This window comes from uncultured Paraglaciecola sp. (genome assembly GCF_913020055.1).
Taxonomy (GTDB): Bacteria; Pseudomonadota; Gammaproteobacteria; order Enterobacterales; family Alteromonadaceae; genus Paraglaciecola.
Genome location: NZ_CAJWCF010000058.1, coordinates 21,215 through 30,344, shown reverse-complemented (window position 1 = coordinate 30,344; position 9,130 = coordinate 21,215). Strand labels below are relative to the sequence as shown.

The following is a 9,130-nucleotide window of genomic DNA, read 5'->3' as shown; positions in this document are numbered from 1 at the left end:
GGCGTTATAGCAATGCCATAATGTGGGAGTTACTTTGCTCGTATTAAAAGAAGTCATTATTTTTATGCTTAAACTAAGTGAATATGTTTATTAAAAACAGCAAAGACCACCTGAATAAGTGTTTAATCCTAGATGAAAACGCTTGTGTTTAGACTACAGAATAACAGGGGCAGAACAAAGCTAAATAAAGCCTAGGCTATTCTGGATATTCGTTTGTCTTAAAGATAAGAAGATCGCAAGTACGCTATGTCCCACAACACTTCTTAAACTTCTTACCGCTGCCACATAGACATTGGCTGTTACGTTCGGGTGAAAATTCACCCGAGTCTTTTTGAATCACACCTGTTGTGTAACACCACTTTTCATCTTCACGCACAAAGTCTGATAGTTCATGCATCACATAATAACGCCCGTCTACTTGGTAGAAGCCTTTAAATTCGACTTGAGCCGTGTTGAGTTGTGGGTGATGCGCTAAAACTTGAAGGTGTAACCATTGTGTATTTTGTGCACTGTCAGTCAGTTGGCTAACAGTTAAGCCAGAACGTTGTTGTGATGCATAGGTTTGTAAAATATAGGGGAAATCTTCGATTACATAAGCAGTAAAACGAGAGCGCATTAACTGTTCAGCGTTTTGTGCTGCTGTTTTGCCGCTAATAATAGGCTGGCAACACTGTTCAAATGGGCGTTGGTTACCACAAAAGCAGTTTTTAGTAATATTGGTCAAAGTGTTAGGTCTAAAGAAAATAGATAACCAAGCCTAGGCGATCATAACGAACTGAGTCAATAGCGACCTATAGTAAATGGCTACATCTATTTTCTACTAAGAGTGATCTATCAGTGGGTTTCTACCAAGGGCCTTGCACTACATTGCCTTTTTGTTCGTTATTTGGCATTAAATTAACTAATGCTACTTGGTAATCAATACACAACTGTTTTAGGCGCTTAAAGCTTACCTCGTCTAATGATAAATGTTCAACAAACAAATTTGCACATTGACCACCTGTGACAATTTTTTCAAGCCATAGTGATAAGCTGCTTTGTTTAGGTTTAGTTAGGCGTATACAGTAGTTTTGTTTGTCAGTAAAACGAATATGCTTGGCTACCAAGAAAGTCCACTTATGCGCATGTTCAACATTTATATCGTTGTTATGCCTATTAACCGCAGGCACTTGCATGGTGGCGAGTGGGGTAGAGCTGTTAGTAAATGCATGTAAACTTGCCATAATGATTTCTCAGTAGTGATGTTATATACAGTGGTTGTATATACAGTAGTACTGTATAAATCATCATGCAAGCTTTTTTTTGCTTTGTTGTGTTTTTGTACGTTTGTTTGCTCGTTTATTCAGTGCTGATTTTATAGGTTTTAAAAATTTTGCCTTTCGACTGGCTAATAAAACTAATAATACTAGTGCATATATTATTGGCTGAATGATTTCTGACTTAACTGACCAAAGATAATGTAGGGCAACCAGTAAGCTGGCAACATATACCCAGTTGTGGGTTTTTTGCCATGTTCTTCCCATGCGTTTTTGTATTGATTTAGTTGAGGTTGCTGTTAATAGACTCAAAATTAACAGTGCAGCAAAACCAACAGTTATATAGGGGCGTTTGATTAACTCAGATAAAAGTAATGGCCATTCAAGTTGTAGTTCAAACAGTAAATAACTCGAAAAATGGCTAGCTGCGTAAGTAAAAGCATACAGGCCAATGGGTCTTCTAAGCGTGACTAATTGTCCTTGGCGACAATATTTAGCCAAGGGGGATATCAGTAACGAGAGTAGCAATAAGTTAAACGCGCCAATGCCGGTGAAATGTAATATCGCTTTTACTGGATCTGCGCCCAACTGATCGGTGAATGCTTGATAGTAGGTGACACACAATAAGCTTAACGACGTTATGTGCAGCGATACCTTAAGCCAAAAAGTATGTGCGGGTGTAATACGTACAAATTTAATCACAACAACACCCACTTAATAATTTTTTCTCAGATCCATATTTGTATACAGAGTAGCCACCTCTGGATAGCCATTGAACATTTGCGTTGCAATACGGTTTCTTGAAAACAATCCGCCTGTGGTTATTCTGCGCTCACTGGCCTGTGTCCACCTGGGGTGATCAACTTGTGGGTTAACATTGGCGTAAAAGCCGTATTCGTTGGCAGCCAATTGTTCCCATGTGGTTGTGGGTTTTTTATCAGTGAGCCGAATGCGTACCACTGACTTAATGCTCTTAAAACCATATTTCCAAGGCACAACGAGTCTGATTGGTGCGCCATTTTGTGGGGGTAATGTTTTGCCATACAAGCCAACAGACATAAGTGTTAATGGATGCATAGCTTCGTCTAACCTTAATCCTTCTACGTAAGGGTAATCTATACCGCCCCCTGAGAATCGATTGCGTTGTCCGGGCATCTGTTCTGGATCGTATAAGGTGTCAAACACTACATATTTTGCTGAGCTAAGTGGGTTGGCTTTTTTAATTAGGTCGGCTAATGAAAACCCTATCCAAGGCACCACCATAGACCATGCTTCAACGCAGCGAAGTCGGTAAATACGTTCCTCTAAATCGAAGCCTTTATATAAATCGTCGTAACCCAGTGTGATGGGTTTTTCTACCAGTCCATCTATGGTTAACGACCAAGGATCCACTTTAAAAGATTGTGAGTTAGTAACAGGATCAGCTTTTCCAGTGCCAAATTCATAAAAGTTGTTATGACTGATGATTTTTTGTTCTGGGGTTAACACGTCTTCTGATTGAAAGTGTTTGGGTTGTGAAAATTCAAGTGCTGAGGTTTTGAATGTTTCATCATCACCTCCACCAAACCAACTACTTGCGCTAGCATGTTGGTTTGTTAATAAGGCTGACGCACCTAAAAACCCCATCGACTTTAATAGTTGCCGTCTGTTTTGATAGACGTGTTCGTCGGTGACTTGGTTTTCTTTTATTTCACTGGATTTAGGTGTGCGAATTAACATCTTGTTCTCATTATTCTGATCAACTACTTATACGAGTAGACAGCGAAATAGGCACAAAAATTTCTTCACGTTTTTATCACGAAATAATCAATTAACATTCCGCGGGGTTTGATTAACCAATTTTTTCACTCACAGCACCAGAGGAAGGCAAAAACAAACTTGCATATAATTTAGAAGCAAAGCCATCTGTCATGCCCGAAATATAGTCGGTAATAACCCTGTGACCATTACCCGCGTCATTGGCTTCAGACCAGCGCAAACGTGTGTTATCGGGAAGTAATCGTTGAGGATCAGAAGCAAATGCCTGAAACAATTCCATGACGATTTGTTGACCTTTATATTCAAGCATTTGAATTTCGGGTTTTCTGATCACACGACTAAAAACATAAGTTTTAAATATACCTAAAGCTTGGTGAAAAGGAGCGGGGAAAACCGCATTGTACTTGAGTAAATCTTGTGAAAACTTAGGTTCAGTTTCCTTTATCTCTATATTGGTAATAAAACAGTTAACCAAAGCACCTATGGCATCTTTACGTTCATGATGATGTTGGCTAAATAACTTTTCACTGAGTGCCACTATGTATTGGTTCATCCAATCGATGTCTAGTTTAAGCAGTGGTTCTGCTACTTCTTGATAAAATTGTGATTGATTCACAATGCCCATCACTATGGCATCTTCGAGATCATGAATACCGTAAGCAATGTCATCTGCCAGTTCCATGATTGAACAGTCAAAAGATTTGTACTGTGTTTTGTGATGGCCCTTACTTGTGTTGTTAAATTGCATAAATTGTTGGGTGTCTGAGCTAGAAAAACCCTCTAATAACCACTCAAACGAAGCTTGATCACACTCATATAAACCTTTGGGTGGATGCCAAAGTGATGCCTTAACTTCACGGTGAGCGACCGATTCTTGTCCTTGTGGCTGAATATTGAGTTGCGGCAGATAATTGGGATATTTGATTAAACCTAACAAGGTACGTCGGCTAAGGTTCATGCCATTTTCGGCGGTATAGGGCTCGAGCTTAGTGACAATTCTAAAGGTTTGGCCATTTCCTTCGAAACCACCATGATCACGCATCATATAGTGCAGCGCTACTTCACCGCCATGACCATAGGGTGGGTGTCCAATATCATGGGCTAAACATAAGGCCTCAATCAAGGTGTCATTCAAACCCAAGTGTTCGGTTAATTCAGCATATTTACTTCTTAGCTGTGCCGCTATACCTTGGCCTATTTGAGAGGCTTCTAAAGAATGTGTCAGTCGAGTGCGGTAAAAATCACTCATGCCTACACCTAGTACTTGAGTTTTGGCTTGAAGTCGTCTGAAAGCTGCGGAATGTAATATTCTGGCCTTATCTCGCTGATAAGGAGTGCGGTGATCACCTTCCCGCTGAAGTTTCTGGCCATGCCTACGTTGTGTCCAAATTTCCATAATTTACATCTGCTCCACACTAAAATTTTAAATGCGACTACTTAAATGCCATGTGACCAGATGCCGCATAGTTAATCAAGCCATCATATTATCTCTGCTAACGATTAAGCACATACTTTTTACTCAATTAATGGAATTTGTTTAGGTTAGTGGTTGTTCAATATTTTATTAGGTCATCTAGTTTAGGTTAGTAGGCGGATTGGTTTTAAATGACCCTAGAAAAGCGTTGTTGATTTAAGTGGTTTTTAAGGTAGGCGTCAAAAGACATACAAATGTTCCTGATCAGTAGTCTGGCTCTGGGTGAAACATTGATGTTTTCAGCCGTGTTTTTTAACAAACCATCATTAATAAAAGGGGAGAGTGAGCGTATATCATCTGCAAAGTACTGCTCAAAGTTAATCTTAAATTCTTGCTCTACAGATTTTTTGTCTAGATATAGATTACACATCAGCTGGTTGATCACCAAGCGTCTAATTTTGTCGTCTTGGCTTAAGCGCCGCCCTTTCACTACCGCATGTCCCTGATTATCAATCTGCTGATAATAGTCTTTAAGTGTTTTAACATTTTGACTATACACATCGTCTACCGAGCTGATAGCAGAGACCCCAAGTCCTAATAAGTCGCAATCGCCCTTGGTGGTATAGCCTTGAAAATTTCTGTGTAATTCAGCGTTTTGCTGAGCTTTAGCCAATTCGTCAGTAGGTTTAGCAAAATGATCCATGCCAATAAACTCATAGCCGTTAGCACTCAGGGTTTCGATGGCCAGTTTCATTAAGGCAAACTTATCATCGGTGCTGGGCATCCATTCGTCTCTGATCTTACGCTGTGCTGCAAACACCTTTGGCATATGCGCATAACTAAATAATGAAATACGATCAGCGTTTAGTTTGTTGATGACGTCGTCCAGTGTTTGGCTAAAGGTTTCTTTTGTTTGATGGGGTAGTCCATAAATTAAATCAATATTAACCGAGGTAAAACCCACCAATTTAGCGCGCTTAATCAGTGACTGAATGAATTCAGTAGATTGGGGGCGATTAATCGCTTTTTGGACTTTCTGATTAGTATCTTGCACACCAATACTCAGACGATTAAACCCGATGCTGGCCAGATGATCTGCTAATTCCAGTTCAATCTCTCGTGGGTCAACCTCGATACTCATTTCGATGTCCTTAGCGAAGCTGAAATTGTTGCGCAAGTTAGCAATTAGTCTACTAAGCTGGGCATGGCTCAAAAAACTCGGCGTGCCTCCACCTAAATGTAATTGACGAATGGACCTTGTGCCAAACGTTTGGGCGCGGCTTAGAATCTCCTTTTCAAGGTTATCAAGATAGATATCCGCCTTTGCTGTATGCCGAGTCACTATCTTGTTGCAACCACAGTAATAACAAAGACTGTGACAAAAAGGGATATGCAAATACAAAGACAACTCTTTAGTGCTAGATGATTGTCCTGCACGTATTAGTTCATCGTTACTAAAGTTATCACTAAACTCCAACGCTGTAGGGTAGGAGGTATACCTAGGACCACTGGTGTCATACTTGTTCAGTAGTTTTTGTTCAAAAAAATTGACTGTCTTCATTTGTACTTGCCTTTCCTGTCATCAGACAATTTTTTTAAGAATATCCATGGCAGATATCACACCCACCAATAAGCCATTTTCGGTTATAAATAAACGATGCACATCCTCATTGACTAACGTGCTGTAAGTGTTAGTAAGTGACGTTTTGATATCAACTGACATGACCTTAGGCGTCATGATCGAATTAACAGTACAGTAGTCATTTGCCTTGTCTTGAATACGGCGAATTTCGGCCTCATCAGGTACTCCGCCAAATGGTCCACAAAATTGCGTCAGCATTTTCTTAACGTCATCTTCGCTAGGGTCACTGCTTTCAAAGCGAATAACATCGGATTGCGTGACTACGCCTACTAACTCGTCATCTGCTGCAATTACCGGTGCGCCGGAGATCTGATGTTTAATAAAAAACTGAGATAATCGGCGAATAGACCAACCTTCATAAACTGTAAGCACATTTTTAGACATAATATCTTTGAGCGATATTTGATTTAGATACTCATGGACTTCATTTTTAACACTTATTTGTGTTTCCATTTTTTATTACTCCAATTGTTTTCTCATTAAATACAGCCACCGCAGCTGCCACAGCGCCAATCATCGACATTCACGGCCTCATAAAACCAGTGTATGTGACTTTCATCAAACTCAATGTGATGTAGATCAAAGACAGCCAATAACCATTCTGCATTTTTCTCAATCCATTGTGGTTCAGGTAGCCCTTCAGCGTAATCTTCGTCATCTGGATTTATCCACGAAAAAATACCGAAGGTGTGCATGTGGTTGTCAGCTTGCTTTAAAGGTAAGACAAGGGGTAAACCTTGGTAGGTAATAGTCCAATGCCCTAGACATAGGGTGTGACCCTTTGCAGACCAGTTAGCCACAAATGGATTGTTTGCATTTGTGTCAGCTAGTACTGGCATTAGGGCGGCTGCCACGTTTGGTTTCGTGTAATTGATAAATATCATCGACCGCTGCTCGACTCGAGGCGGTGACTTTCAGATCTTTTATCAAACCGTCATGCAAACCATAAACCCAGCCATGTATGTCTAACGTTTGCCCTCTATTCCAAGCGTATTGTACCGCTTTAGTGCGTGCCAAATTTTTCACTTGAGTGACTACATTTAGCTCACATAAACGATTCTCTTTTTCCTTGTCTGACAGCCTATTAAGCTCCTGTTGATGGGCAAAACTAATGTCTTTTATGTGCCTTAGCCAATTATCCACCACCCCATATTCGTCATGGCCTAGGGCAGCGGCAATACCACCACAGCCATAATGCCCACAGACGATAATTTGTTTCACTCTCAGCACTTCAATGGCGTATTGCACCACGGCTAAGCAGTTGAAGTCAGTATGCACCACTTGATTAGCGATATTGCGATGAACAAACAGCTCTCCTGGGGCTAAATCGACAATCTGATTGGCTGGTACTCGACTGTCCGAACAACCAATCCACAAATATTCGGGGCGTTGAATGGCCTCCAAACGTTCAAAAAAAGTAGGATCGTCTTGTTTGACTTTAGCCGCCCATGTGCGGTTGTTACTGAGTAGTTGCGCAAGTGTTGGCATAGTTATTTATTGCATTAACGGTGAGTTTTCGGGATTAAAGCTAAAGCCTTTAATATCAGCTTCGCCAATCAGATGTTCAATATATTGGGCTATGGCTTTTCTATGTACTTTGTCATTCAAAAATTGTTTGATTTTTGTTTCTACCATAGAGTAGGGCAGTTCTTTGCCCGGCACTTTACGGCTGATAAACACTACATGAAAACCAAAACGAGATTCGATTGGTCGTGGCAATAAACCCTCATCTGATGCAAACACCTGGCGCTGAAATTCGGCTACCGTTTGGCCGCTAGACAACTGACCTAAACTACCGCCAGTATCTTTTGACGAGCAGGCTGAATATTTAAGCGCTAACTCAGCAAAACTCTGTTCTTTTTGCTGCAAACTGATAATGATTTGTTCGGCGATGGCTTTACACTCTGCTCGGCGATCTAGATCTTTTGGCTCGGCGGGTAATAAAATGTGTTTGGCTTCAACCAGTGGTGAAGTTAAAAATTTCTCTGGATTAGCCTGATAATAACGTTTGCATTCGTCATCAGTGGCTTTTGGTACCTTGGCTTCGATGTCCATTAGGTCATCGATTAAATTTGACTCTTGATCGTTATCTGGCTTGTCGTTGGCCGCAATTAAATCGAGTTGCACCGCTCTTTGTAGGATTAACTCACGAATGATAAGGGTCTCAGCAGCCTTGACCATTGCTTCTCTGCGACTAGCCGCTGGGTGATATTGTACTTCGGTATCAATTGCCGCTGCATCTATAGTTTGGCCATTGATCACAATCTCTGGGGTATTGGTAAGTGACATACAGAACTCCAATAAACAAATGTATGATGATAATTAAAAGATAAATTTGTTGGTCGGGCCTCGATCATCGAGCCCGACCTAGCAATCACTATTTCTGTCTAACAACTTGATAGTTACGTTTTATATATTGCACTGGCACACTCCAAACATGTACTAATCTACTGAAAGGAAATAGTACGAATATGGTAATACCCAAAGTGACATGCATTTTGTAAACCCAGTGCACACCAGCAATATACTCAACCGCTTCATTTGGACGGAATGTTAAGACATAGCGAGACCAATTCATTAAATTCAACATTTCACTGCCATCCATATGCCCAAATGAGATGTAGATACTAATTAGACCTAAGATCAACTGTGCATACAGAAGTAGTAAAATCCCTGTATCCATTAGACTGCTGGTAGCTCGGACTCGAGGGTCAAACAAACGTCTTTTAACCAGCATGGTTAAGCCAACAAAACACAACACGCCAAATAATCCACCTACACCCATAGCAATAATTTGTTTCGCTTCTAAAGAAACACCTAACAAATGCCAAAGTTCGTAAGGGATCACTAAACCGGCAAAATGACCGAGTAAAATCGTGATGATCCCAACATGGAACAAGACACTAGCGATGCGAAAGTTTTTATTACTCAGCATCTGGCTTGAGCCGGTTTTCCAAGTATATTGCTCTCGGTCATAACGCAATAAACTACCGAGTAGAAATATGCCTGTAGCAAGGTAGGGATAAATCCCAAAAAAGAAAAAATCTATAAATGGCATGA

The 9,130-nt window shown here is 40.6% G+C and carries 11 protein-coding genes; all 11 read right to left on the bottom strand.

What is annotated here, in order from left to right; all coding sequences use genetic code 11:
• Positions 1–244: 244 nt before the first annotated feature.
• Positions 245–724: a YchJ family protein gene (locus QZ488_RS13340; RefSeq protein ID WP_293749492.1), complete on the bottom strand. Its 480-nt coding sequence runs from the start codon at positions 722–724 to the stop codon at positions 245–247.
• A gap of 121 nt (positions 725–845) precedes the next feature.
• Positions 846–1,223 carry a hypothetical protein gene (locus QZ488_RS13335; protein ID WP_293749490.1) on the bottom strand — a complete coding sequence of 126 codons (378 nt, stop codon included), beginning with the start codon at positions 1,221–1,223 and terminating at the stop codon, positions 846–848.
• Positions 1,224–1,286: 63 nt separating this feature from the next.
• Positions 1,287–1,958, bottom strand: a complete 672-nt coding sequence (gene msrQ / locus QZ488_RS13330) for a protein-methionine-sulfoxide reductase heme-binding subunit MsrQ (RefSeq protein WP_293749488.1) — start codon at positions 1,956–1,958, stop codon at positions 1,287–1,289.
• 12 nt (positions 1,959–1,970) lie between these two features.
• A complete protein-coding gene (gene msrP, locus QZ488_RS13325; RefSeq protein ID WP_293749485.1) occupies positions 1,971–2,975 on the bottom strand; it encodes a protein-methionine-sulfoxide reductase catalytic subunit MsrP in 1,005 nt (334 codons plus the stop codon).
• A 112-nt stretch (positions 2,976–3,087) separates the two neighbouring features.
• The gene (locus QZ488_RS13320) at positions 3,088–4,410 is read right to left on the bottom strand and encodes an anti-phage deoxyguanosine triphosphatase (protein WP_293749482.1); all 1,323 of its coding nucleotides are present in this window, start codon (positions 4,408–4,410) and stop codon (positions 3,088–3,090) included.
• A gap of 205 nt (positions 4,411–4,615) precedes the next feature.
• Positions 4,616–5,989, bottom strand: a complete 1,374-nt coding sequence (gene hemN, locus QZ488_RS13315; RefSeq protein WP_293749479.1) for an oxygen-independent coproporphyrinogen III oxidase — start codon at positions 5,987–5,989, stop codon at positions 4,616–4,618.
• Positions 5,990–6,010: 21 nt separating this feature from the next.
• Positions 6,011–6,523 (bottom strand): CBS domain-containing protein, encoded by a 513-nt coding sequence (locus QZ488_RS13310; RefSeq protein WP_293749477.1) that lies wholly within the window; start codon positions 6,521–6,523, stop codon positions 6,011–6,013.
• A gap of 26 nt (positions 6,524–6,549) precedes the next feature.
• The gene (locus QZ488_RS13305) at positions 6,550–6,909 is read right to left on the bottom strand and encodes a hypothetical protein (RefSeq protein ID WP_293749475.1); all 360 of its coding nucleotides are present in this window, start codon (positions 6,907–6,909) and stop codon (positions 6,550–6,552) included.
• Positions 6,893–7,558, bottom strand: coding sequence for a carbonate dehydratase (can, locus tag QZ488_RS13300; protein ID WP_293749473.1), 666 nt, complete (start codon positions 7,556–7,558; stop codon positions 6,893–6,895). Before can ends, QZ488_RS13305 begins: the two co-directional genes overlap by 17 nt.
• A gap of 6 nt (positions 7,559–7,564) precedes the next feature.
• Complete coding sequence (locus QZ488_RS13295) at positions 7,565–8,359, bottom strand: peptidylprolyl isomerase (protein ID WP_293749471.1); 795 nt, start codon at positions 8,357–8,359, stop codon at positions 7,565–7,567.
• 88 nt (positions 8,360–8,447) lie between these two features.
• A complete protein-coding gene (narI, locus tag QZ488_RS13290; protein ID WP_293749469.1) occupies positions 8,448–9,128 on the bottom strand; it encodes a respiratory nitrate reductase subunit gamma in 681 nt (226 codons plus the stop codon).
• Positions 9,129–9,130 lie beyond the last annotated feature (2 nt).